22 protein-coding genes are annotated in these 22,566 nt (G+C 50.1%); 21 read left to right on the top strand and 1 reads right to left on the bottom strand.

The window, feature by feature from the left end; all coding sequences use genetic code 11:
• Window positions 1–35: 35 nt before the first annotated feature.
• The 19 genes from AC506A_RS08215 (at window position 36) to spoVM (ending at window position 19,773) form a co-directional block, all read left to right on the top strand.
• Window positions 36–1,046, top strand: a complete 1,011-nt coding sequence (locus AC506A_RS08215; RefSeq protein WP_495460461.1) for a MerR family transcriptional regulator — start codon at window positions 36–38, stop codon at window positions 1,044–1,046.
• Window positions 1,047–1,109: 63 nt separating this feature from the next.
• Complete coding sequence (locus AC506A_RS08210) at window positions 1,110–1,811, top strand: class I SAM-dependent methyltransferase (RefSeq protein ID WP_495460460.1); 702 nt, start codon at window positions 1,110–1,112, stop codon at window positions 1,809–1,811.
• Between the two features lie 739 nt (window positions 1,812–2,550).
• On the top strand, window positions 2,551–3,381 hold the full coding sequence (gene dapF, locus AC506A_RS08205) for a diaminopimelate epimerase (protein WP_495460459.1): 831 nt from the start codon (window positions 2,551–2,553) through the stop codon (window positions 3,379–3,381).
• 25 nt (window positions 3,382–3,406) lie between these two features.
• The gene (locus tag AC506A_RS08200) at window positions 3,407–5,284 is read left to right on the top strand and encodes a bifunctional homocysteine S-methyltransferase/methylenetetrahydrofolate reductase (RefSeq protein WP_495460458.1); all 1,878 of its coding nucleotides are present in this window, start codon (window positions 3,407–3,409) and stop codon (window positions 5,282–5,284) included.
• Between the two features lie 321 nt (window positions 5,285–5,605).
• Entirely contained in the window at window positions 5,606–5,866 is a 261-nt protein-coding gene (gene remA, locus AC506A_RS08195) for an extracellular matrix/biofilm regulator RemA (protein WP_020615370.1), read from the top strand.
• A gap of 14 nt (window positions 5,867–5,880) precedes the next feature.
• On the top strand, window positions 5,881–6,498 hold the full coding sequence (gene gmk / locus AC506A_RS08190; RefSeq protein ID WP_495460457.1) for a guanylate kinase: 618 nt from the start codon (window positions 5,881–5,883) through the stop codon (window positions 6,496–6,498).
• Between the two features lie 21 nt (window positions 6,499–6,519).
• The gene (gene rpoZ / locus AC506A_RS08185) at window positions 6,520–6,729 is read left to right on the top strand and encodes a DNA-directed RNA polymerase subunit omega (protein WP_090978245.1); all 210 of its coding nucleotides are present in this window, start codon (window positions 6,520–6,522) and stop codon (window positions 6,727–6,729) included.
• A gap of 99 nt (window positions 6,730–6,828) precedes the next feature.
• Entirely contained in the window at window positions 6,829–8,055 is a 1,227-nt protein-coding gene (coaBC, locus tag AC506A_RS08180) for a bifunctional phosphopantothenoylcysteine decarboxylase/phosphopantothenate--cysteine ligase CoaBC (RefSeq protein ID WP_495460456.1), read from the top strand.
• Window positions 8,052–10,586: a primosomal protein N' gene (gene priA, locus AC506A_RS08175; RefSeq protein WP_495460455.1), complete on the top strand. Its 2,535-nt coding sequence runs from the start codon at window positions 8,052–8,054 to the stop codon at window positions 10,584–10,586. Before coaBC ends, priA begins: the two co-directional genes overlap by 4 nt.
• A 38-nt stretch (window positions 10,587–10,624) precedes the next feature.
• Complete coding sequence (gene def / locus AC506A_RS08170; protein ID WP_495460454.1) at window positions 10,625–11,113, top strand: peptide deformylase; 489 nt, start codon at window positions 10,625–10,627, stop codon at window positions 11,111–11,113.
• Entirely contained in the window at window positions 11,114–12,058 is a 945-nt protein-coding gene (gene fmt / locus AC506A_RS08165; protein WP_495460453.1) for a methionyl-tRNA formyltransferase, read from the top strand.
• On the top strand, window positions 12,055–13,539 hold the full coding sequence (rsmB, locus tag AC506A_RS08160; protein ID WP_495460452.1) for a 16S rRNA (cytosine(967)-C(5))-methyltransferase RsmB: 1,485 nt from the start codon (window positions 12,055–12,057) through the stop codon (window positions 13,537–13,539). Before fmt ends, rsmB begins: the two co-directional genes overlap by 4 nt.
• Window positions 13,540–13,673: 134 nt before the next feature.
• Window positions 13,674–14,720: a dual-specificity RNA methyltransferase RlmN gene (gene rlmN / locus AC506A_RS08155; protein WP_495460451.1), complete on the top strand. Its 1,047-nt coding sequence runs from the start codon at window positions 13,674–13,676 to the stop codon at window positions 14,718–14,720.
• Between the two features lie 6 nt (window positions 14,721–14,726).
• On the top strand, window positions 14,727–15,482 hold the full coding sequence (locus AC506A_RS08150; protein WP_495460450.1) for a Stp1/IreP family PP2C-type Ser/Thr phosphatase: 756 nt from the start codon (window positions 14,727–14,729) through the stop codon (window positions 15,480–15,482).
• Window positions 15,483–15,487: 5 nt separating this feature from the next.
• Window positions 15,488–17,617, top strand: coding sequence for a Stk1 family PASTA domain-containing Ser/Thr kinase (gene pknB, locus AC506A_RS08145; protein ID WP_495460449.1), 2,130 nt, complete (start codon window positions 15,488–15,490; stop codon window positions 17,615–17,617).
• Window positions 17,583–18,536: a ribosome small subunit-dependent GTPase A gene (rsgA, locus tag AC506A_RS08140; protein WP_495460448.1), complete on the top strand. Its 954-nt coding sequence runs from the start codon at window positions 17,583–17,585 to the stop codon at window positions 18,534–18,536. The genes pknB and rsgA overlap by 35 nt, the downstream gene beginning before the upstream one ends.
• Before the next feature lies 1 nt (window position 18,537).
• Complete coding sequence (gene rpe / locus AC506A_RS08135) at window positions 18,538–19,182, top strand: ribulose-phosphate 3-epimerase (RefSeq protein WP_495460447.1); 645 nt, start codon at window positions 18,538–18,540, stop codon at window positions 19,180–19,182.
• An 11-nt stretch (window positions 19,183–19,193) separates the two neighbouring features.
• Window positions 19,194–19,463, top strand: coding sequence for a hypothetical protein (locus tag AC506A_RS08130; RefSeq protein ID WP_495460446.1), 270 nt, complete (start codon window positions 19,194–19,196; stop codon window positions 19,461–19,463).
• Window positions 19,464–19,692: 229 nt separating this feature from the next.
• Window positions 19,693–19,773: a stage V sporulation protein SpoVM gene (gene spoVM / locus AC506A_RS08125; protein WP_010345573.1), complete on the top strand. Its 81-nt coding sequence runs from the start codon at window positions 19,693–19,695 to the stop codon at window positions 19,771–19,773.
• A gap of 152 nt (window positions 19,774–19,925) precedes the next feature.
• Here the strand turns inward: spoVM and rpmB are convergent, their stop codons facing one another.
• Complete coding sequence (rpmB, locus tag AC506A_RS08120; protein ID WP_495460445.1) at window positions 19,926–20,114, bottom strand: 50S ribosomal protein L28; 189 nt, start codon at window positions 20,112–20,114, stop codon at window positions 19,926–19,928.
• Between the two features lie 222 nt (window positions 20,115–20,336).
• Here rpmB and AC506A_RS08115 point away from each other — a divergent pair, with 222 nt between their 5' ends.
• Both AC506A_RS08115 and AC506A_RS08110 read left to right on the top strand, forming a co-directional pair.
• Window positions 20,337–20,696: an Asp23/Gls24 family envelope stress response protein gene (locus tag AC506A_RS08115; protein ID WP_090978269.1), complete on the top strand. Its 360-nt coding sequence runs from the start codon at window positions 20,337–20,339 to the stop codon at window positions 20,694–20,696.
• Between the two features lie 54 nt (window positions 20,697–20,750).
• Complete coding sequence (locus tag AC506A_RS08110; protein ID WP_495460998.1) at window positions 20,751–22,559, top strand: DAK2 domain-containing protein; 1,809 nt, start codon at window positions 20,751–20,753, stop codon at window positions 22,557–22,559.
• Window positions 22,560–22,566: the final 7 nt, after the last annotated feature.

Genomic DNA, 22,566 nt, shown 5'->3' with positions numbered 1-22,566 from the left:
GGGTTATGGTTTATACTTGGAGCAGGAGGCGGAACATGAAGATCAACGACTTAGCTAAACAGCTTAATATAACGCCGCGCGCCATACGACTGTATGAATCGAAAGGGCTTCTGAAGCCGGAGCGCGGTCAAGAGAACGGATACCGCTATTATACAGAAAGCGAAGCTTGGCGATTGCAAACGATCTCGTCTCTGCGTGAGCTGGGGCTTAGTATTGAACAGATTAAGGAGCTGGTAACGAAGCTGGATCAAGGTGATTCCGTGACGGTTCACCACTATCTCGAATTGCAGAGAATGGCACTTACAGCAAAGTGGGTGGAGTGGAAATATGCGATTGGCATGCTCGATGAGCTGATTGCAAGGTGCGAGATGAAGCAAAAGCTGGACGTGGACGATTTGTTTCAATTAACAGGTGAGTTGAAGGGGATCCAACACAGCCAATCTTCTTGGCTGGACACGTGGGACTTCGATCGACTGGCAGCCGTATACGATCGCTCCGAAGCTATGTTGTCGACAGGTAATGTATTGTCCCAAGCGGAATATGAAACGGCGCTTGATTTCATTGCTCAGTGGGTATCGCCGAAGACAGGCGAACAGGGGCTCGATATCGGAACGGGGACAGGCAATCTAGCAGGCAAACTGCTGGCGCTTGGAGCAGCAATGTCGGCATTGGATCAATCCAAAGAAATGCTGGCGAAGTGCAGGGCAAAGTTTCCGGAGATGACCGCTAAACTTGGGAATGCACTTGCACTTCCGTTTATGGACAAGCAATTTGCATTCGTGGTTTCGGCCTTTGCCCTTCATCATCTAAATAGTCAGCAGCAGCTGCTGGCGCTGGATCAAATGGATCGGGTGCTCGCGCCTGGCGGCAGGATTTGTATAGCAGGCCTTATGAATGATGGTGCGCATGAAATGAGACCCGATACAACGAAGCATCCAACAGATCGGCAGGTACTTCTTGAATGGTTCAGAAACCGTGACTATATCACAGTGTCACAAGCTGTAAATCCATGGATTCACGTGGTCTATGGGGTCCGAAAACATTGAGTTGACCTTCACCCTGCGTCAGCCCTTAAGCTAGCGTGGAAAGCAAATAGAGGAGGGAAACGAATGCCAGACCATGATCAAATTTATCAGAGAGAAGTAGAGCGCTATGACCAGCTTGTCTCGTTCGAGGATGTAAATCATCATTTGCTGCAAACCATCAAGCGAATCGTACCCCATTTAACGGAAGCCGCCGCACTCGATATCGGTGCCGGGACAGGCAGATTAACAACGATGCTCGCCCCGATTGTCGCATCCATTACCGCAACCGACGCCTCAGGCGCTATGTTGGAGTTCGCATCGCATAAGTTGTCTGCCCTTGGACGATCGAATTGGAAAACCGAAGTCGCTCGTCATGATCAATTACCTCTAGCGGATAATAGTGTCGACCTTGTAACGGCTGGCTGGACCATCTGTTATGCCACCAGCAGCAACGTTGAAGGCTGGAGAACGAACCTATCCGTGATCATGGATGAAATCCGAAGAGTATTGAAGCCCGGCGGTACAATAATCATCTTCGAAAACTTCGGCACGGGATCATCAGTCCCGAACCCGCCGGATTTCTTAACGGACTATTACGCAGCTCTCGAACAAGAATACGGCTTCGAACACGAAGCCATCCGTACCGATTATCAATTCGAAACCGTCGCCGACGCCGTCGCCATCACCGACTTCTTCTTTGGAGAATGGCTCAGCGCACAAGTGCAAGCAAGCAACAGCCCGCTGGTCGAAGAATGGACCGGTGTGTGGTGGAAGAGGTTTGATTAGTTTGCATTCTTGGAGCTCAATGGCTGTGGTGGTTGGAGTTGATGAAGGAGTCGCTAAAATAGCGACTCCTTCTTTATTTTGCCGCGGGCAACCCGCCAGTAAGCGGGCGGGATCTAGATTGCCAGGCCGCGTAGAGGCCGACCGGCAATCCATCCAAACCAACTTCTCCGCCAAGGAACAGGCGGCCCCAAGATTGCCAGGCCGCGTAGAGGCCAACCGGCAATCCATCCAAACCAACTTCTCCGCCAGGAAACAGGCGGCCCCAAGATTGCCTGGGATGCGAAGCAGCCCACTGGCAATCCATCCCCTCGGCCCTTCCGCGCTCCAACAGTAAAGCGTGTCCCGAACGGGACGAAAGCGATCCTAGCACGCACCGGATCTATTGCGCCTCTAAGGCGGACCACGTTACGATGGTCCCGGAGGGACACCAGGTAAATCACAAGCACCATAAGTAAAGGCGTGTCCCGAATGGGACGAAAGCGAGGACGAGCACGGATGAAACCCGGGAGCGCTTCTCTGCTGCACAGACGTTATCCATTCCGGGTGTCCAGAGGGCGGGAGTCCTCGGGGTCCCCCTTTCCAAGGGGGATTTAGGGGGATGTCCGGTTAGTACAACAAAGTGATGCAATAATGCAAAGATTAAGGTACACTAAATAAATTATAATGGAACAGACAAATGTTATTTGATTTTAATCCTATCTATCATTGATTTCGATCGGACAAAAGGGAGTGCGAGTAGATGAATTTTACGAAGATGCATGGACTAGGCAATGACTTTATTGTTGTCGAAGGAGAAACAAAATTACCGGATAACGCAGCTGAGCTCGCCTTACAGCTTTGCAATCGCTTTTTCGGCATTGGCGCCGACGGACTAGTCTACATCTTACCTTCAGAGAATGCCGATTTCCGGATGCGTATCATGAACTCCGACGGCTCTGAAGCAGAGCAATGCGGCAATGCAATCCGCTGCGTAGCGAAATATGTATTCGATAACGGCTTAACAGATAAAGAAACGCTGACAATTGAAACACTGGGTGCAGGTGTGCAAGAAGTGCAATTGACAGTCGAGAATGGCAAAGCGGTGCTGGTGCGAGTCAACATGGGTCAACCGATCCTCGAAGGCTTGAAAGTGCCAACAACGATCGATGCCAATCCGGTTATCAACCAATCGATCGAAGTGGATGGACGCGAGTTCAAATTCACAGCCGTATCGATGGGCAATCCGCACTGTGTCATTTATGTGGACGATGCAGTGAACTTTGATCTTGCGGCATGGGGACCGAAACTTGAAGTACATCCAATGTTCCCGCGCAAAATCAATGTAGAATTCGTAACGGTTCGCTCGAAAGACTTCACGGATATGCGTGTATGGGAGCGCGGCGCAGGACCGACTCTGGCATGTGGAACTGGGGCTTGCGCAACAGTGGTCGCGTCCGTCTTGAATGGGTACACCGACCGCACAGCAACGGTATCGCTGAAAGGCGGAGACCTGTTGATTGAATGGAACGAAGAGAACAATCATGTCTATATGACAGGACCTGCAGCAGAAGTATTCCGCGGTACAGTCTAAGGATTTAAATGAAGGAGTTTTGAACATGAAACCGGATTTACGGGAAGCGCTTGAGGCGCGGATCTTGACCGGGGACGGCGCGATGGGAACCTACCTATATGGGATGGGGTTCCCTGTCGGCGTTTCATACGAAGAATTTAATGTATTGCGTCCAGAGGTCATCGCAGATGTGCACCGACGTTATTATGAAGCGGGAGCACGGATCATCGAGACAAATACATTCTCGGCGAACCTGGCAAGCCTTTCGAATTATGGACTAGATAACGAAGTTGAGGCAATCAATCGCGCTGGTGTTCAAATTGCAAGAGGCGCAGTGGGCAGCGATGCTTATGTAGTCGGAGCAGTAGGTTCGATCCGTGCAGGCAAACGCAAGAACATCGCAACAACGCAGCTGGAGCAGCTGTTTCATCAGCAGATGAATGCGCTTCTCAACGCTGGGGTCGACGGCATTTTGCTGGAGACGTTCTATGATCTGGAAGAAGCATTGCTGGCGCTGCGAATCGCTCGCAAGCTCTCGGACGTTCCGGTCATTTGCCAGTTTGCGGTTGAGAAGGAAGCGGTAACGCAAGACGGTCATCCCCTTGCAGTCGCGTTCAACAACCTGAAACAAGAAGGTGCAGACGTTGTAGGCTTCAACTGCAGGAGCGGCCCGAATGGCATTATGCGTGCGATCGATTCGATCGTCGGCGACATTGTATTGCCGCTCTCTGTTTTTCCGAATGCGGGAATCCCGGATTATGTGGACGGCAAATATATGTTCTCGGCGACGCCGGAGTATTTTGCACAATCGGCCCGGAAATTCGCTGATCGAGGTGCTCGGATTATTGGCGGCTGCTGCGGAACAACACCAGAGCATATCGCGGCCATCGCAAAGTCGCTGGAAGGGTACTCGCCGCAAACGGCACAGCAGGATGCTCTGCTTCTGCCTGTTCAGCAGGAACTTATCGTCTTGCAACCTAAGCAGCAATCAGAGAGAGCAGATAGCAGCAACAATCAAGCGGAACCAACCATTGTAGATTTGGTCAAAGAACGCCACACGGTAATCGTTGAGCTTGATCCGCCGCGGGATTTAAACATTCAGAAATTTATGGATGGCGCTAAAGCACTCAAGGAGATTAAAGCAGATGCCGTGACAATGGCGGATAATTCACTTGCAGTCACACGTATGAGCAACATTGCGCTAGCATCGCTCGTTCAGCATCAGGTCGGCATTCGCCCGCTCGTGCACATTGCTTGCCGTGATCGCAACTTGATTGGCACACAGTCACATATGATGGGTCTTGATGCGCTAGGCATCGATCATGTTCTTGCCGTGACCGGTGACCCGGCTCGTTTCGGAGATTTGCCGGATTCCAGTTCCGTTTACGATCTGACCTCATTCGAAATGATCCGTATGATCAAGCAGCTTAATGAAGGTATCGCCTTCTCGGGCAAACCGCTCAAGCAGAAAGCGAATTTCATAACAGGTGCTGCCTTTAACCCGAATGTCAAATATTTGGACAAGGCGATTGCACGTCTAGAGAAGAAAATAGATTCCGGTGCAGATTACATTATGACGCAGCCGGTTTATGATAAAGAATTGATCGTACGCATCGCGGAAGCGACGATGCATTTGTCTGTTCCGATCTTCATTGGCATCATGCCGCTCGCAAGCGGTCGTAACGCCGAATATTTGCATAACGAGGTACCCGGTATTCAGCTGTCGGATGACGTTCGCAGACGAATGGCCGGCTTGGAAGGCGAAGTAGGACGCGCGGAAGGCGTACGCATTGCCGAAGAATTACTGGATACAGCGTTGGAGTACTTCAAGGGCATTTATCTGATCACACCGTTTATGTTCTACGAAATGACGGTGCAACTTACAGATTATGTCTGGAAAAAAACGAGTGAAAAAACGGGTTAAGCCCGTTTTTTCTGTTTATTTCATACCGTATGCGGGATAACACTTGTTCGTCTTGCAAAAATGAATTAGAATAGTCATTGGATGCACTTGCCATGCCGCTTCGGATGCGATAGAATAGGGGACCTGACTATCGCTTCAAATCTTGTAAGCAATCGTATGGCCGAACGTATGCTCCGGACATTTTTCGTCAAGAATAATGCAATATTCTGTCATCAGCTCGAAGGTTCCGGCAGAAGATTCGACTCCATCATTCTTGCGCTTATCTATACATCGTGTTTAATTGCATGATCATGCACGGGAGATACCGGAGGGGAACAGAACATGGCCATTAAGCTCATTAATATCGGTTTCGGAAATATCGTTTCCGCCAATCGTATCATCTCGATTGTAAGCCCAGAATCGGCACCGATTAAGCGGATTATCCAAGAAGCACGCGACCGTCATATGCTTATTGATGCTACATATGGACGACGCACACGCGCTGTTATTATTACGGACAGCGATCACGTTATTCTTTCGGCTGTACAACCGGAGACGGTTGCTCATCGGCTGTCGACTAAGGATGACGATCACGACGAATAGTGACGGGGAGTATTATGAACAGAGGATTGTTAATTGTATTATCCGGCCCATCGGGCGTAGGCAAGGGAACGGTTTGTTCCGAACTTCGGCATAAGCAGGGTGACCTCATTTATTCCGTTTCGGCAACCACACGCTCACCTCGTCAAGGTGAGATCGACGGCATTAATTATTTTTTTAAATCCAAAGAACAATTCCAAGATATGATCGCGAAGGATGCGCTTCTGGAGTATGCGGAATATGTCGGTAATTACTACGGCACGCCGCGTGATTTCGTTGAGCGTACACTTGCTTCGGGCAAAGATATCATTCTTGAAATTGAAGTGCAAGGCGCGTTGAAAGTGAAAGAGAAGTTTCCACAAGGTGTCTTTATTTTCTTGGTGCCGCCTTCTCTCGATGTGCTGAAACAGCGCATTACCGGACGCGGAACGGAGAATGCCGATATTATCGACCATCGCATGTCCGTAGCAGTGGAAGAAATGAATCTTATTTCTTATTACGATTATGCAGTCGTGAATGATCAGATTGACGCTGCGTGTCATCGCATACAGAGTATCATCGTAGCAGAGCATTGCCGTCGTGACCGATTTATCGCAGAGCTTGAGGAAGTGAAAGAAGCTTCCGAGAAAGCCTAGCATGAGTGAGGTGAAGGAACGTTGTTATATCCATCTATTGATGAAATGATGAAGAAAGTCGACAGCAAGTATTCCTTGGTTGTCGCAGCATCACGTCGTGCAAGAATGCTTCGTGACGGAAGCAAAACAGAAATTCGTTCACCAAGGTCCCATAAGTACGTCGGTATTGCCCTCGAAGAAATCTACCAAGATATTCTTGTAGTAGAGAGCACACTGAACAAGAAGGACTAAGAAATTTATGAAGCACAACGATAACAACCCTTGCGGTTGTTATTTTTTTAGGAAATCCATGAGATTCATGATGCTACAGCGTAAGAGGAGTGATCACAGATGCTGAAAGGGAAAACCATAGTACTTGGCATTTCCGGCGGAATCGCGGCTTATAAAGCAGCGACCGTGTGCAGCAGATTGGTGCAAGCAGGTGCGAATGTGCGTGTCATCATGACGGAGTCGGCAACGAAATTTATAACGCCGCTTACGCTGCAAACATTGTCGCGCCATACCGTTTACACCGATACGTTTGACGAATTCGATCCTTCGGTCGTTGCGCATATCAACGTGGCAGACAGTGCGGATTTGGTTGTGATCGCTCCGGCTACAGCCAACCTATTAGCGAAAATGGCGCATGGCATCGGTGATGACATGCTGACTACGACGCTTCTGGCAGTGACCGCGCCGATTCTTCTCGCTCCTGCTATGAACGTCCATATGTATGATCATCCTGCGGTAGCGCATAACATGGAGCTGCTCGCGGAACGCGGAGCACGCTTCGTGGAGCCGGGAACCGGATTGCTCGCATGCGGGTATGTCGGCAAAGGGCGTCTGGCGGAGCCGGAAGATATCGTACAGGCTGTGAAGCAATGGTTTGCACAGAGCCAAGATTTAGCTGGTAAACATGTAATCGTTACAGCGGGCGGGACCGTGGAACGACTGGATCCGGTACGCTTCCTAACCAATGATTCTTCCGGCAAAATGGGCTTTGCCCTTGCGGAAGCAGCAGCGAATCGTGGTGCGAATGTCACCTTAATCGCTGCTCGAACAAGCGCAGAGCCTGTGCAAGGCGTGAACATCGTCCAGGTCGAATCGGCGGAGCACATGCTGCAGGCCGTTCTGGAGCGATATGAAACGGCAGATCTGGTGATTAAAGCAGCGGCAGTAGCCGATTATCGGCCGGTTGTAATGGCGAATCACAAAATCAAGAAAAAAGAAGAGAAGCTTATCATCGAGCTGGAACGGACGACGGACATCCTGAAGACACTAGGCGAGAAGAAGAAACATCAATACCTGGTTGGCTTCGCTGCCGAAACCGATCAAGTGGCGCACTATGCGATGGACAAACTGGTTCGCAAGAATTGCGATCTCATCGTAGCTAACGATGTCTCCCAAGAGGGCGCAGGCTTTAATGGCGATACGAATATTGTGCAGCTGTTCGGCGAGGAAGGACTTGTGGAAGCGATGCCTATGCTTCGCAAACGTGAAGTGGCAGATCGCTTAATGAGCATCATCACAGAGCGGATGAAAGCGAAGGCAGCAGCGGCCAAGGGGGCCGCTGAATGATTGCCAAAGTCATCGTAGATGTGCCGAGCCGCGCGACGGATCGGCCTTTTGACTATACAATTCCAGCCGGACTGCTGGGGTGGGTAGAGGTCGGCAGCCGAGTTGGCGTTCCATTCGGGGGCCGTGTATTACAGGGCTTCGTCATTGGACTCGCTGATTATGCGGATGTGGACGTAAACAAGCTGAAGCCGATAGCGGAGCTCTTGGATCATATACCGCCTTTATCTCCTGACTTAGTCGAGCTGGCGCAGTGGATTAGTGAAAAGTATTTCTGCGCGCTTACAACAGCGCTTCAAGTGATGATTCCTGCGGCACTCAAAGGAAAAGCGGATTCCGTCGTGACGATTTCAGAGGAAGAACAGGAGAATTCTTGGCTGCAGGACGGTGATGCTGAAGCACCTTGGCTGACATTTATTCGTGCAAGCGGCGGTCCGGTACGAATGGCAGCTTTGCAGGAACGGTTTCCGGATGATGCAGCCGCAATCAAGCAGGCTGTCAAGTTTGGAATTTTGACGGAGCAAGTTTCGATTAAGGATCGGTTGTCCGTTCGCAAAGTGTTGACGGTATATCCGCCCGATAATGAAGCATTGGCCCAAGAAGCGCTAATGAATTACTCCGCACGCGCTGCTAAGCAGCAAGAGGTGCTTCGCTATATGCTCGAAACTCGTGAGCCGATAACGATGACGGCGCTTATGGAGACATTGTCGACGACGTCCAGCACAATTCGCGCAGTTGCAGATAAAGGCTTTATTACTCTCCGCGAGGTAGAGCAGCAGCGTGATCCTTACGCAGGACGTCATTTCAAGCGAACAGAACCGCTTCCGTTAACGGAAGGCCAGCAGGCTGTTTATGAAGAAATCGCGGAAGCACTGGATTCGGAGTCCTCTCGCGTTTTTCTCCTACATGGTGTAACGGGCAGCGGGAAAACGGAAGTTTACTTGCAAACGATCGAGCGTTGTTTACAATACGAACGACAGGCGATCGTGCTCGTACCGGAGATAGCTCTCACGCCACAGATGGTAGAGCGATTTAAAGGACGTTTCGGCGATTCAGTTGCTGTCTTACATAGCCGCCTATCTAACGGTGAACGTTACGATGAATGGCGGAAAATCCGGGAAGGTCGAGCCCAGGTTGCAGTCGGGGCGAGATCGGCTGTTTTTGCACCATTCCAACGTGTAGGCTTAATTATCATCGATGAAGAACATGAGTCTTCCTACAAGCAAGAGGAGAGTCCGAAGTATCATGCGCGAGATGTTGCGGTGACACGAGCCAGACAGCACGGCGCTGCGGTCGTCTTGGGTTCAGCTACACCATCTTTGGAAAGCTTCGCTGCTGCAACAAGAATTCTTTCATCGACTTCTTCTACTTCTTCAGATACAGACACTAAATCGTCAGGAGGAGCTGCGCTCCTGCCTATGCCGCACCGGGTCGGCAATCGTCCGATGCCCAAGGTTCATCTGATCGATATGCGTGATGAGCTCAAAGCAGGCAATCGCTCCATGTTCAGCCGGCAGCTTCACGAGGCGCTGCTTGATCGCTTGGAGAAAGGCGAGCAGTCGGTACTGCTGCTGAACCGGCGCGGCTATTCGACATTTGTCATGTGCCGCTCATGCGGATACACGGCGCAATGTCCGCACTGCGATATCTCACTGACCTTTCATCAGAAATCGCGTGTCATGCGCTGTCACTATTGCGGTCATGCCGAGCAGGCACCTGAGAAATGCCCGACTTGCGAAAGCGAGCATATCCGTTTCTTCGGAACAGGTACCCAGCGGGTTGAAGAAGAACTGGCTAAGCTGTTTCCGGGCATTCGCGTCATTCGGATGGACGTCGATACGACAACCGAGAAAGGCTCGCATGAGAAGTGGCTTACGATGTTCGGCGAACGCAAGGCAGACGTGCTGCTCGGTACTCAAATGGTAGCGAAAGGGCTTGATTTTCCATACGTTACGTTAGTAGGCGTCATTGCTGCGGATACATCGCTGCATTTGCCTGATTTCCGGGCAGCGGAGAAGACGTTCCAACTGCTTACGCAGGTTGCGGGTCGGGCCGGGCGGCATGAGCTGCTTGGTGAAGTTATCGTGCAAACCTACAATCCGGAGCATTACGCGATCGTTTCGGCACAGCATCATGATTATGCCTCATTTGTGCAAGAGGAGCTGAAGCATCGTCGTTTCATGTCCTATCCGCCATTTTGCAGGCTCATTGTTGTGACCTTATCCGATGAGCAGTTGACTCTGCTTATTACGGCAGGCGATAAGCTGGCATCCACACTTCGACAGCTGGCTTATGAATCCGGTTTGAAAGGCTGGATCGACAGTGATGGCAGTCGTTTTATCGATATTTTAGGGCCTGTTGCGTCTCCCATTCCGCGTATGAAAGATCGCTATCGTTTTCAATGTATGATAAAATATCGTGGAAACGTTGGGGCCATCGACTTGTTGAAACAGGCGATCAGCATGATTTCGGGACCGCAGGGTCAACCGCCTGTGCAGATCAGCGTTGACGTAGATCCGCAAGTGATATTATAAGTTTATAAGTTTACATTTTTATTCTAGGAGGTCAATTGATGGCTATTCGACTGATTGTTCAAGATCCAGATCCGGTATTGCGCGAGCGCGCAGCAGTGGTAACCAAATTTAATGCTAATTTGCATAAATTGCTTCGCGATATGGCGGAGACGATGTACGACGCGGACGGAGTAGGTCTGGCTGCACCGCAGGTAGGCATTTCCAAACGTGTCATTGTCGTCGATGTTGGCGATGATAATGGCTTGATTGAAATGGTAAACCCGGAGATCATCGCGTCTGAGGGCGAACAGCTTGGACCAGAGGGTTGCCTCAGTATTGCTAAAATCAGCGGTGATGTTAACCGTGCACAACGTATTAAACTAAGAGGGCAGGACCGTAACGGCGTAACGTTTGAGATGGAAGCGGCTGATTTTTTGGCACGCGCTTTTCAGCATGAAGTCGACCATTTGAATGGCGTATTGTTTACGGATATTGCGGTTTCGATTTACGATACGGCAAGCCGTCCTCCCCGGAATGAGAGTGAATAGATGCGAATCGTATTTATGGGAACGCCTGATTTTGCCGTTCCATCTTTAGAAGCTATTCTTGCCGCAGGACATACCGTAGAGCTGGTTGTCACACAGCCTGATCGCCCGAAAGGTCGCAAAAAAACGTTGACGCCGCCTCCGGTTAAGGAAGCGGCTCTTCTTCGCGGCCTGCCTGTTGCACAGCCGGAACGTCTGCGCGGATCCGATACCGTTCAGCGTATTGCGGAGCTGCATCCGGACCTCATCGTTACGGCAGCATATGGTCAAATTTTGCCGAAAGCGGTACTGGAAGTTCCGCGTCTTGGCTGCATTAATGTTCACGGCTCCTTGCTTCCGCGTTATCGCGGCGGCGCTCCGATACAGCGCTCCATTATCAATGGCGAGAGCGTAACGGGTGTGACCATTATGTACATGGCCGAAGGACTGGATACCGGCGACATGATCAGCGTAGTTGAGGTGCCGATTGCGGAAGATGATAATTCAGGTACGTTGTTTGCGAAGCTGACTGACGCCGGTGCGAAGCTGCTTGCAGAAACATTGCCTGCAATTGAAGCTGGAACCGCAAATCGGATTGTGCAAAATCATGATGAAGCTACATACGCACCAAACCTGTCACGCGAGGATGAGCGGATCGACTGGAGCCGTAAAGCAGGTCAAATTAATAATCAAGTTCGCGGACTTTCCCCAATGGCAGGCGGTTTTACGTTATGGAATGGTGAGCCGTTCAAAGTATGGGGCTGCCGTGTTGTAAAGCACAGCAGTACAGGAGTAGTGCCTGGTACAGTTATTGACCTGTCCGATGAAGGCATCCTTGTGAAAACAGGCGAGGACGCACTGCTTTTGACGAATATTCAACCTGCCGGGAAGAAAGCAATGGATGCCGTGGAATGGCTGAAAGGTGCCAGACTCGAAACAGGCACATTGTTCGGCGGTGGTGAAGAATGAGCGGCGGGCCCAACGATCGCGGTAAAGGGACAGGTGGCGTCGCGACAGGACAAGGTCGGAGCGGCAAGAAACCAAACGGAGCTCCGGGTGGCGTGAAACAGCAGCAGCAGCAAAGACGTAAAACAGCGCGCGAGGTTGCACTCGATACGCTTGTGAAGGTGGCAGAAGCCGGAGCGTACAGTAACTTGCAGCTGAATCGTGCGCTTCAAGACGCTCAGCTTTCACGCCAGGACGCCGGTCTGGCAACAGAACTGGTATATGGAACAATCCAGCATCAAAGGCTGCTTGATGACAGGCTGAACATTCTCGTTACAAAAGGCTTTAACAAGCTGACGCCTTGGGTACTCGTACTGCTTCGGATGAGTGCGTACCAATTGCTGCTGCTTGATCGGATTCCGCCTCATGCTGCGGTGAACGAAGCTGTCTCCATTGCCAAACGACGCGGCCATAGTGGTATTTCGGGTATGGTTAATGGCGTTCTCCGTAATTTAGAGCGCAGCTTGTCCGAGCTGAAAGAGCCTATTGAGAATGCCAACCCGGTTAAACGGATCGGCATTACGCATTCGTATCCGGATTGGCTGGTTAAGCGCTGGATCGATAGCTACGGCGAGGCAGCAGCTGAGCAAATTTGTGCATCCGGCAATGAGCCTCCGCACAGCAGCTTGCGCGTGAATCCGCTGCGCTTATCTCGTGAGAAAGCCATTAGCCTTCTTACGGACAATGGGTATGACGCAGTTGCATCGAAGCTTGCAGATGCGGCAGTCATCGTTAATGGAGGCGGCAACCTTGCTCAGTCGGAAGGTTATCAATCCGGGCTATGGACGCTCCAAGACGAGAGTTCGATGCTGGTTGCCGAAGTGTGCGCGCCAACGCCGGGCATGAAAGTGCTGGATTGCTGCGCAGCTCCCGGCGGCAAAACGACGCATATGGCCGAGCTGATGGAGGATCGCGGCCACGTGTACGCGAACGACGTTCACCCGCACAAGAAGCAGCTTATTGAAGAACAGGCTGCGCGCCTTGGTCTAAACGCGATTGAAGCGGTAACCGGTGATGCGCTGGAGCTTGCTTCACGCTTCGAGCCGCAGAGCTTCGATCTGGTACTGCTCGATGCGCCATGCTCCGGTTTCGGTGTCATCAGACGCAAACCCGAAATCAAATGGACGAAGAGCGAAGCCGATGTTCACGCAATAGCTAAGTTGCAGACTGATTTGCTTCAAGTGGCAGCCAAGCTGGTCAAGCCGGGTGGTACGCTCGTATACAGTACGTGTACGATTGAACGTGAAGAGAATGAAGGGCAAATCGAGAAGTTTCTGGCGAATCAGCCTGCTTTCGAACTCGATGCAGACTGGCCATCCCATATTCTGCAGCCGCTTAAAGAAGGTCAAGTAATAGATGAGAACTTTGGCGGCATGGTTCAGCTGCTGCCGCAGCAGTTTGGCAGCGACGGGTTCTTTATTGCCCGTTTGAAGCGAGTTAACTAAGCAATTCCAAACCTTGCAAACGCCCATGACAGCATCAAGTGGCCTGTTATGGGCGTTTGTGGTAAAATAATCAGGGGCACTCTTATCAAGAGGGCTTAGAACATATTTTGATAAAAGAAACAGGTGTAAAATCGATGAAACCGTTCATCTACGACTATACGTTAGATCAATTGCAAGATTGGATGAAAGAGAATGGCGAGTCCGCTTTCCGTGGGACTCAAGTGTTTGAGTGGATTTATGTTAAGCGCGTGAATAGCTTTGAAGAGATGAGCAATCTCTCGAAGGGGCTTCGCCAGAAACTTGAGGAGCAATTTGCGTTCGTAACGTTGACTGAGATTACGAAATTCGAATCGAAGGACGGCACGGTGAAGTTCCTCTTCGGTCTGCATGACAATCATGCCATCGAAACGGTTATTATGCGTCACAACTACGGAAACAGCATCTGTGTGACGACGCAAGTAGGCTGCCGGATCGGCTGCACATTCTGTGCTTCGACGCTAGGCGGCTTGAAACGTAATCTAACAGCCGGTGAAATCGTGGCGCAAGTTGTCGTGGCTCAGCAGATGCTTGACGCGACGAAAGAACGTGTCTCCAGCATCGTTATTATGGGTTCAGGCGAACCTTTCGAGAACTATGATGCGACAATGACGTTCCTTCGAAACATGATCCATGAGAAAGGGCTGAATATCGGCCAGCGTCATATTACGGTTTCTACAAGCGGCATCGTGCCGAGCATGTACAAATTCGCCGAAGAAAACACGCAAATCAATTTGGCGATTTCGATTCATGCGCCTAACGACAAGCTCCGCTCGAAACTGATGCCGGTTAACCGCCGCTTCCCGTTCGAAGAAGTTATGGAAGCTTGCCGCTACTACATTGCCAAGACAGGACGCCGGATCACGTTCGAGTACGCCTTGATCGGCAGTGTAAACGATCAAAGCGAACATGCTCAAGAGCTGGCTGACGTACTGAAAGGAATGCTGTGCCACGTGAATTTGATTCCGGTCAATCACGTACCGGAGCGCGATTATGTACGAACTCCGCGTGAGCAGATTTTCGAGTTCCACCGCATTCTAGAGAAGAACAATATCAATGCCACCATCCGCAGAGAACAAGGTCATGACATTGCAGCAGCTTGCGGACAACTACGTGCTAAACATATGGAGTCTACGGCGGGGTGATGAGTTGTGAAAATCGCTTATCGGAGCGATGTTGGGCGTATTCGATCTATCAATGAAGACACGGCTTGGTCGGACTCTTATGAGTTCGGCCTGACCGTGGCAATAGTAGCCGATGGCATGGGCGGTCACAAAGCAGGTGAAGTGGCCAGCCAATTAGCGGTAGATACTTTCCGGGAGGCGCTTCAGGATGTTACTGCTGCGCTGTCTTTGGAAGAGCGGAAGCTGCTTATGAGCCAGGCTATTCTGCAAGCGAACGAAGTGATTTTTGACATGGCGTCCAACAACGAACAATTTCATAATATGGGAACGACCATAGTTGCCGCACTTATACAAGATGATAACGGAGTCATCGGTCATATCGGCGATAGCCGGGTTTATAAATGGAGAGAAGGCGTCATGACTCAGCTGACTGAGGATCATACGCTTGTTCAAGAACTGGTTAAATCGGGTCAGATCACGCTTGAAGAAGCGGCGGTGCACCCGAGAAGAAATGTGATTACACGTGCACTCGGCACGGATGAAGAAGTTGAAGTGGATATCATCTGCACATCGTGGCGTGCCGGTGATTTGCTTATGTTATGCAGCGATGGTCTAACGACAATGGCTAGTACTGCAGCAATCATGGAGACTTTAGGGCAGGATGATCTCACATTGGATCAAAAAGCAGATCGACTCATACAGCTGGCACTTGATGCCGGCGGAGACGACAATATTACAGTAGTGCTGCTGCATCATGCCGAAGACACAGAGCTCGAGGGGTGATCGACATGATAGGACATGAATTAGGCGGAAGATATGAAATTATTACACGCATCGGCGGAGGCGGCATGGCGCTTGTTTATAAAGCCCAAGATATCTTGCTCAATCGTCATGTTGCGGTTAAAGTGCTGCGTCAGCAATTCGTACATGATGAGGAATTCATTCGCCGCTTCAGACGCGAGGCACAATCGGCAGCTTCTCTATCCCATTCCAACGTCGTTAGTATTTATGATGTTGGACAAGAGGACGATACCCATTACATCGTCATGGAATATGTTGAAGGCAACAACTTAAACGAAATTATTAAAGAGCGTGCACCGTTGCAAACCGAGGAAGCTGTTCGTATAGCGATCCAAATTTGCGACGCCCTTGAACACGCGCATTATAATCAAATCATTCATCGTGACATCAAACCGCATAATATACTCATCGGCAAGAACGGCCGCGTGAAAGTGACCGATTTCGGCATTGCGCGCGCGGTGACATCATCTACGATTACTCAAACCGGTTCGGTGGTGGGGTCCGTTCATTATTTCTCACCCGAACATGCCAAAGGCGTCGTAACCGGCGAGAAATCCGACTTGTATTCGCTTGGCATCGTGCTGTACCAAATGGTGACGGGGAAGCTGCCTTTCTTAGGTGAGAGTCCGATCAGCGTAGCGTTGAAACATTTGCAAGAAACGTTCGCCGAGCCAAGAACGCTTAACCCGTACATACCGCAAAGTGTAGAAAATGTGATTTTGCGAGCGATGCGGAAGAATCCGGCTGAACGTTATGCTTCGGCCAAAGAAATGCTCAGCGATCTGGAAACTTGCTTGCAGCCGGAGCGTTTGAAAGAGCCGAAGGCCACATTCGCCAATGCTGATTTTGACGAGACACGCGTCATGCCTGCGATTCGCGGCAGCATTGCCGATAAAATGACGGACACGATTTCGACTGCGAAATCCGATCCGAGCAGTACGGCCGAGAAAGTGAAAATATCAGCAGATCAGCCGGATCAGGATCGCTGGAATTCGAACGGTCTTGAAGAGGAGCCGCGCAAACGCAGATGGGTCAAGCCTGTCGTGACCGTTGCTTCCACGTTGATTATTATTGCACTTGTTTATTGGGGAGCAATGACCGTTCTGAGCTGGTTTGATATCGAAGAGGTGGATGTGCCGTATGTGGTCAATATGACAGAAACGGAAGCCCGCACCACGCTGGAACAGGCGGGCCTTAAAGTGGAAGAACCCTCGATTTATACGGATAAAGAAGGGGTTCAGAAGGACGTTGTCTATGAGCAATCCAAGCCGAATCAACGGGTGAAGGTAGGCTCTTTCATTAAGCTGTATGTCAGTAAAGGTCCTAAGCTTGCGGCAGCCGGCAACTACGCCGGTAAGTCCTATGAGGATACGGTAGCAGCATTGGTTGCTCTGGGCGTGGCACAAGATAATATTTCCAAGGAAGAAACCTTCAGCGATGAGACGCCAGGTACTGTATTGGAACAGACGCCTGAGGAAGGTGCTGAATTTGATCCGAAAACGGTGAAATTCAGTTTAACGGTCAGCCAAGGGAAAGAAACATTCCCGATGCCGAAGCTGATTGATAAGACGGAGAAAGAAGCCATTGCGCTTCTGAAGTCCAAAGGTCTTACAATTAATGAAGCTGACATCGTTCGCGAACCAAGCTATAAAGAAAAAGGAACCGTTATCGCGCAATATCCGTTCGACCCTGAAGCTCAGGTGTCCGAAGGAGCGGCGATTACGATCACTGTGAGCTCCGGATTGCCGGAGGAAGCAATCGAATATACGTTCAATATCGTTATATCACCGGCAGTAGCTGGCAAATCGAGCGATATTCGCATTACGTATACCGATGCCCGCGGTGAGAATATCGAGTGGGGCAAACGGAAAATTAAAGATACACAGACCTTCCCGGTTAAAGTCGTCCTGGATCCAAACACGGAAGCAATGGTTACCATTTATCGAGACAATCAATTTACCGATACCTTCTCCAAAACGTATGAAGATGTAAAATCAGGTGACACTGGAACACCGGAAACGGTCCCAGGCACTGAAACGCCGCCGGCAGATCAGCCAGCGCAAACCGAGGAGAATCCGACTGATGGCAATGCGACCACAAACGAGACAGACCAATAACAAGACTGATTTAACAGGACGGATCGTCAAAGCGTTGAGCGGCTATTACTATGTAAGGCCGCTTGATGCTTCCTCCGATGTTGTGCCGATCACGTGCAGAGCCCGCGGGATCTTCAAGAATCGCGGCGAATCACCGCTCGTCGGTGATATCGTCGAATATGAAGAGACAGAGAACGGCGAAGGAGCCGTAAATCGAATCCTGCCGCGAAGCTCGGAGTTAATTCGCCCGCCTGTTGTGAATATTGATCTTGCTGTACTGGTTTTCTCGGTAACGGAGCCAGCACTGAACTTGCAGCTTCTTGATAAGTTTCTTGTTCATATCGAGCATGCTGGAATCCAAGCGGTACTTTGCCTCAGCAAACAGGATCTCGCAGATGATGGCAAGGATTCAGAAGAAGCAAGAACTGCAATGAGCGATGTGCTGCGTATTTATCAGCCGATCGGTTATGAGGTACTTGTGACGAGCTCAAGGCAAGGTGAAGGAACCCCGGCATTGTCAGAGCGCCTGCAAGGCCATCTGGCCGTGTTCGCCGGTCAATCGGGCGTAGGGAAGTCCTCACTGCTCAACGCGCTCGTACCGGGCCTCACACTCGAGACAAACGCAATCAGCAATCGACTTGGCCGCGGTAAGCATACTACTCGTCATGTGGAGCTTATCGATATTGGCGGCGGTTATGTTGCAGATACGCCTGGCTTTAGTCAGTTGGATTTTGCCGAGCTTGGCATTGAAGAATTAGGCACTTGTTTCAGGGAAATGCGTGAGCTGTCTTCGGGATGCAAATTCCGTGGCTGCACACATATTCATGAACCGGAATGTGCGGTGCTGGATGCGCTGGAGCGCGGTGAAATCGCGCCAAGCCGTCATAGCAATTACGTGCTGTTCATGGAGGAAATGAAAGAGAAAAAGCGGAGGTACTGAAATGTCTATCATAGCACCATCGATATTGTCGGCTAATTTTGCGACACTTGCAGACGAGATCAAAGACGTGGATCGTGCCGGAGCGGATTGGATTCATATTGACGTGATGGACGGTCATTTCGTCCCAACACTTACGTTCGGACCGCTTGTTATCTCAGCCGTTCGGCCATCCACCAAGCTTGTCTTTGACGTTCACTTGATGATTGAGCGCCCGGAGCTGCATATCGCGTCTTACGTGGCTGCAGGTGCTGACCGTATTACGGTACATGCGGAAGCATGCGTTCACCTACATCGCGTTATCCACCAAATCAAAGAAGCCGGACTGCCTGTCGGTGTTGCGCTGAACCCGGCTACGCCGATCCATGTGCTGGAGAATGTGCTGGGCGATTTGGATATGGTTCTGCTTATGACCGTGAATCCGGGCTTCGGAGGCCAACAATTCATCCATCAATCGCTGCAGAAGATTCGTCAGCTGCGTGCCCTGCTTGAATCGCGGGGTCTTGGTGACATGTTAATCCAGGTCGATGGCGGTATCAATGGGGCGACGGCGAAGCTTGTCAGAGAAGCGGGCGCCGATGTGTTCGTAGCCGGGAATGCCGTTTTCACTGAACAGGATCGCGCAGCAGCTATCTCAGCTCTGCGTTAGGAGGACATAAGATGGGCGAGCGGTTGAAGAAAGGCTTACTATGCACACTGTTTAGTTTAGGCTGCGGTTTGATGCTGGCGATATTTCCAAACGTAAAGACTGGCGTCAATTTTCTGTTCTCCATTCTTGCACTGGTTATTGCAATCTTCTATTTTAAGCGGTTCACATCCCTACGATCAAGGATAGTATTTGGTGTGATGTCGCTATTGTTTTTTCTTTTCTTTACCATTGTGATTGCCGTTGTCCTTTATGCAAGGGCGCATCCGATGACTACCACCTAGCCTTGGCCGATGACTTCGGGTTTGGAATAGGACAATCATAGATCGCATAGTATGGTTACATGAACGAACGTTCTTGTAGCCTTTTTTGTGTAAGAAAAGGCTGAGAGGACCGTTACGGATGTTTATTCAGCATACGAAGAACGTTTTGCTCACGCACACGCACATGCAAAACTAGAGCTTATGCTTATGAACGGTTTTGCTGACGCAAAACTCTTAGGAGGGGTGGAGCATGAAATTTTACACGATCAAGCTGCCGAAGTTTTTGGGTGGCTTCGTGAAGGCGATTCTGAATACGTTCCAAAAGAATTAGCGGCTGCTGTTCGCAGTGTGATGTCGCATAAGGAACGGTTCGACATGCAGCATCCTGAGCACAGAGCAACAGCAATGGGTCCCCCCTGTGCCTAGACATGCAAAAAAGCACCTGATTGAATCAGGTGCTTTTTGTCCATGGCTTAAATGCCGTTATACACGAGTCACTTTGCCGGCTTTCAGAGCACGAGTGCTGACATAAACACGTTTTGGTTTACCGTCAACAAGAATTCTAACTTTTTGAACGTTAACGCCCCAAGTGCGGCGAGTTTTGTTGTTAGCGTGCGAAACATGATTACCTACCCCTGGGCCTTTGCCCGTAATGGCACATTTGCGAGACATGGAATACACCTCCCTTGAAGAATCACTGCAAATAAACAGACTCCAATATAATAACATAACAAATCACATTCATCAAGCATTTGAAGTTTCCTTATCAAAGGTATATAAAGCGCTTATCATGCAGAAAATGGTCGTAAAATGGGCGTTGGACTTCAAAATCGTCATTATTTATAGTACAATGTTATTTAGTCCATAATAATAACGGTGAAGGAGTGGTTTTCCATGCCCCTGCAGATTAATTCGGATTTAGGCAATGTATTCATAACCGACCATGTTATCTCCGTTCTTGCCGGCTCAGCGGCACTGGATTGTTATGGACTGGTAGGGATGGCTTCAAGAAAGCAGCTGAAAGACGGAATTGCCGAGCTGCTTGGTCGAGATAATTTATCGCGCGGTGTTGAAGTCCACCGAGAGAACGACTACTTACACATTGATTTGTACATCATCGTTAGCTACGGCACAAAAATTTCCGAGGTCGCACATAATATTCAGTCGAAAGTGAAATATGTGATGAATGAGGTCATCGGCGTCAAGGTAGACGTCATCAATATTTTTGTCCAAGGCGTACGGGTATCTCGGTAGGAAGGGGTAATACGTTTGATTAAACGCTTTATTAACGGCTCAGACTTTACAAGTATGGTACTGAGCGGAGCGGAAAGTTTGCAAAGAAATGTTGAGCGCATAAACGCGCTGAATGTGTTCCCGGTTCCGGACGGTGATACCGGGACGAATATGAATTTAACGATGACGTCAGGAAAACGCGAGCTGCAGAGCAAATCCTCCCCAGCAATAGGCAAAGTTGCGGAAGCGCTTTCTAAAGGATTGCTTATGGGAGCGCGCGGGAATTCCGGCGTTATTTTGTCACAATTATTTCGGGGGTTCGCAAAGAGTATCGTCAACTTGGATCAAATCGATCCGGTGCAGTTTGCTGCCGCACTTCAAAATGGTGTAGACATGGCTTACAAGGCCGTTGTTAAGCCTGTAGAAGGGACGATCCTAACCGTTGCGAAGGATACCGCTAAACATGCGGTGTCGATCGCTAAGCGCACAACAGATATGACAGAAATGATGCGCGAGGTTGTTACCAAATCGAATGAATCGTTGGCACGTACACCTGATCTGCTTCCGGTACTTAAGCAAGTAGGTGTAGTGGATTCCGGCGGTCAGGGACTTGTTTGTATTTATGAAGGTTTTCTACGTGCATTATCCGAGAACATCGGAACTGCCGATGACAGCCATATCGGTTCGGAGGCAGCGTCACCAGAGCTGTTCCCAGCGATGAAGGCCGTGACGACACCATCGGTTGCACGTCCTAACCTAGTGCCATCCAGTGCGCAATCCCGTTTGGCAACAGAGAATATTGAATTCTTATACGATATGGAATTTTTCATTAATCGGAAGCTTGCAGGCCGTAATGCGCTGCGCTTCGACGAAGCCTTGTTCAAAGGCATGCTCAGCAGAGACGGGGATTCGATTCTTGTCATTGCTGACGATGAAATCATTAAAGTTCATGTTCATACGCGCAAGCCGGGAGATGTGCTGAATTATGCACTGCCTTATGGTGAGCTAACTGAAATTCATATTCTTAACATGCGTGAGCAGCATCGTGATCTTCTTCAGGAAGAAGAGGCCCATCTAAACAGCAGCACGCCACCTGCTCCAGCGATCACTGACGATCCTCTGAAGGAAACGGCGATCGTGGAGGAAGCAGCGCTTGGGCTTGCGGTTTCGGAGGTGCTTACAGGCACTCCTGCAGCGTCCATTACGGCGGAATCTGCTCATGAGTGGGCAGCATTCGGAATCATTGCAGTGGCTATGGGCGAAGGGATTGCCTCGATCTTCATGGATAACAATGTGGATGTCGTGTTGTCTGGCGGTCAATCCATGAACCCTTCGACGGAGGATTTCGTCAATGCGATCGAATCACTGTCGGCTGAACATATTTATTTACTGCCGAACAACGGCAACATCATCTTGGCTGCGCAGCAAGCTGCAGAGCTATGTGAAAGAAACGTAACCGTTATACAAACGAAGAATATCCCGCAGGGCCTTGCGGCTGTTCTGGCCTTTAAGGAAGACGGGACTGCTGAAGAGAACACGGAAGCGATGAGCGAGGCTGCGAAGCAGGTACGTTCGGGTCAAGTGACGAATGCAGTTAGGAACACTTCGATTGACGGCATTACGATTCATGAAGGCGATTATATTGGTATCATGGAGAAATCCATCGTGACAGCATCTTCAAGCTTGCAGGAAACTTGCCGAGAGCTGCTCGCAAGAATGCTGGAAGACGGCGGAGAACTAGTGACGATTCTCACAGGGGAGCAAGCAGACGCGGCCGTTACCGATGAATTCGTACGCTGGGCAACGGAAACCTTTGCACATGCGGAACTCGAGGTACATGAAGGCGGACAACCGCTTTATCCTTATCTTTTTGCAGTGGAATAGGGGGTGC

The sequence above is a fragment of the Paenibacillus sp. N22P23 genome, assembly GCF_059383735.1.
This window is presented reverse-complemented; position numbering and strand designations above follow the sequence as displayed.

Excerpts from the sequence above, each read along its gene's own strand:
- AC506A_RS08215 (WP_495460461.1), top strand. The coding sequence starts at position 36 with ATGAAGATCAACGACTTAGCTAAACAGCTTAATATAACGCCGCGCGCC.
- AC506A_RS08210 (WP_495460460.1), top strand. The coding sequence starts at position 1,110 with ATGCCAGACCATGATCAAATTTATCAGAGAGAAGTAGAGCGCTATGAC.
- dapF (WP_495460459.1), top strand. The coding sequence starts at position 2,551 with ATGAATTTTACGAAGATGCATGGACTAGGCAATGACTTTATTGTTGTC.
- AC506A_RS08200 (WP_495460458.1), top strand. The coding sequence starts at position 3,407 with ATGAAACCGGATTTACGGGAAGCGCTTGAGGCGCGGATCTTGACCGGG.
- remA (WP_020615370.1), top strand. The coding sequence starts at position 5,606 with ATGGCCATTAAGCTCATTAATATCGGTTTCGGAAATATCGTTTCCGCC.
- gmk (WP_495460457.1), top strand. The coding sequence starts at position 5,881 with ATGAACAGAGGATTGTTAATTGTATTATCCGGCCCATCGGGCGTAGGC.
- coaBC (WP_495460456.1), top strand. The coding sequence starts at position 6,829 with ATGCTGAAAGGGAAAACCATAGTACTTGGCATTTCCGGCGGAATCGCG.
- priA (WP_495460455.1), top strand. The coding sequence starts at position 8,052 with ATGATTGCCAAAGTCATCGTAGATGTGCCGAGCCGCGCGACGGATCGG.
- def (WP_495460454.1), top strand. The coding sequence starts at position 10,625 with ATGGCTATTCGACTGATTGTTCAAGATCCAGATCCGGTATTGCGCGAG.
- fmt (WP_495460453.1), top strand. The coding sequence starts at position 11,114 with ATGCGAATCGTATTTATGGGAACGCCTGATTTTGCCGTTCCATCTTTA.
- rsmB (WP_495460452.1), top strand. The coding sequence starts at position 12,055 with ATGAGCGGCGGGCCCAACGATCGCGGTAAAGGGACAGGTGGCGTCGCG.
- rlmN (WP_495460451.1), top strand. The coding sequence starts at position 13,674 with ATGAAACCGTTCATCTACGACTATACGTTAGATCAATTGCAAGATTGG.
- pknB (WP_495460449.1), top strand. The coding sequence starts at position 15,488 with ATGATAGGACATGAATTAGGCGGAAGATATGAAATTATTACACGCATC.
- rsgA (WP_495460448.1), top strand. The coding sequence starts at position 17,583 with ATGGCAATGCGACCACAAACGAGACAGACCAATAACAAGACTGATTTA.
- rpe (WP_495460447.1), top strand. The coding sequence starts at position 18,538 with ATGTCTATCATAGCACCATCGATATTGTCGGCTAATTTTGCGACACTT.
- AC506A_RS08130 (WP_495460446.1), top strand. The coding sequence starts at position 19,194 with ATGGGCGAGCGGTTGAAGAAAGGCTTACTATGCACACTGTTTAGTTTA.
- spoVM (WP_010345573.1), top strand. The coding sequence starts at position 19,693 with ATGAAATTTTACACGATCAAGCTGCCGAAGTTTTTGGGTGGCTTCGTG.
- rpmB (WP_495460445.1), bottom strand. The coding sequence starts at position 20,114 with ATGTCTCGCAAATGTGCCATTACGGGCAAAGGCCCAGGGGTAGGTAAT.
- AC506A_RS08115 (WP_090978269.1), top strand. The coding sequence starts at position 20,337 with ATGCCCCTGCAGATTAATTCGGATTTAGGCAATGTATTCATAACCGAC.
- AC506A_RS08110 (WP_495460998.1), top strand. The coding sequence starts at position 20,751 with ATGGTACTGAGCGGAGCGGAAAGTTTGCAAAGAAATGTTGAGCGCATA.